This window comes from Paenibacillus sp. OT2-17, assembly GCF_009827695.1.
Lineage (GTDB): Bacteria > Bacillota > Bacilli > Paenibacillales > Paenibacillaceae > Paenibacillus > Paenibacillus polymyxa_B.
On the sequence record NZ_WUDQ01000829.1, the window covers coordinates 1 to 1,196 of the forward strand.

Annotated in this window: 1 protein-coding gene; it reads right to left on the reverse strand. The window is 49.9% G+C overall.

Annotated elements, in window-relative coordinates:
* On the reverse strand, positions 1 to 1,196 hold a 1,196-nt coding region (locus GRP75_RS27455; protein WP_237449233.1), incomplete at both ends, for a condensation domain-containing protein.

The following is a 1,196-nucleotide window of genomic DNA, read 5'->3' on the forward strand; positions in this document are numbered from 1 at the left end:
CGATCGACTGGGAATCCAGCATGTTGTGAAACAGCATGCCTTTTTGCATCGGCGTCATGGGGTATATATTCTCAAGCTCTCCGTCAGGCTGAATCTGCTCCACCATCTGATCCAGTTCTTCAAGGCTTAAGTCCGAAAGCAGCACATCACTTGGTGTCAATTCGGAGTGCTCCCGAGATGCACAATGCTGAATCACTTCCAGCACGTTCTGCTTGAATTGCTCTGCTAGTTGCTCAGCAGCATTTTGTTGGAGTGCCTTAATGTTGTATTGAATACTTAGTTCCAGCATGCCATCTGTAACGAGTCCTCCCACGTCCATAACACAGGACATTTGGGTCAATTCATGAGTATTAGCTCCGCTGGAATATGGAGAAAAATGCATGCCGCTATGCTGCAGTGTCTGATCAAATTCGCCCAAATAATTAAAGCTGATCTGTGGCTCGGCGTATGTTGCCCCAGACGGTCCATTCTGGCTGAGATATCTCCAGATGCCATACCCAGTTCCTTTATGTGGAATGCTGCGCAGCATCTCCTTCATCCGTTTGATGTGCCCGGAGATATCATCTTCCCGGTTAATCCGCAGCAGTACCGGGTATTGACTCGTAAACCAGCCAATCGTCCGTGATATATCCGTATCCTTTATGATTTCTTCCCGGCCATGGCCTTCGAGAAGAATCGCAACCTTTTCACTGCCAGTCCAAGCGCTTAGCGTCTTGCCGAGTGCCGTCAACAACAAATCATTCACTTCTGTGTTGTACGCGCGGTGGGCTTGCTTCAGTAGTTGATCAGTCTCTTCCTTCGTAAGCCTCACATTTACGATACCCATGTCTTGCTGCGTAAACTTATCGCTATGCTCTTGGGACACTGGAAGTTGGGGCGACTCGGATGCCGCCAGTTCATTCAATTGCTCCCAGTATACGTGCTCACTTTCCATCTCAAGGCTGTCGGCATAGGCTGACAACCGCTCCGACCAGACCCGGAAGGAGTCTGTTTTCGTCGGGAGCTGTATGGTTTCTCCACGTACAGCCTGCTCATAGGCATTCGACAAATCCTCCAACAGTATCCGCCACGATACGCCGTCTACCACCATATGATGAATAGCCAGTAGCAGATGGTCCCCATCAGCGCAGTGGAACAGGCCCACTTTCAGCAGAGGTCCTTCATCCAGTCGGATGTTACTCTGAATAGTGCTGGCC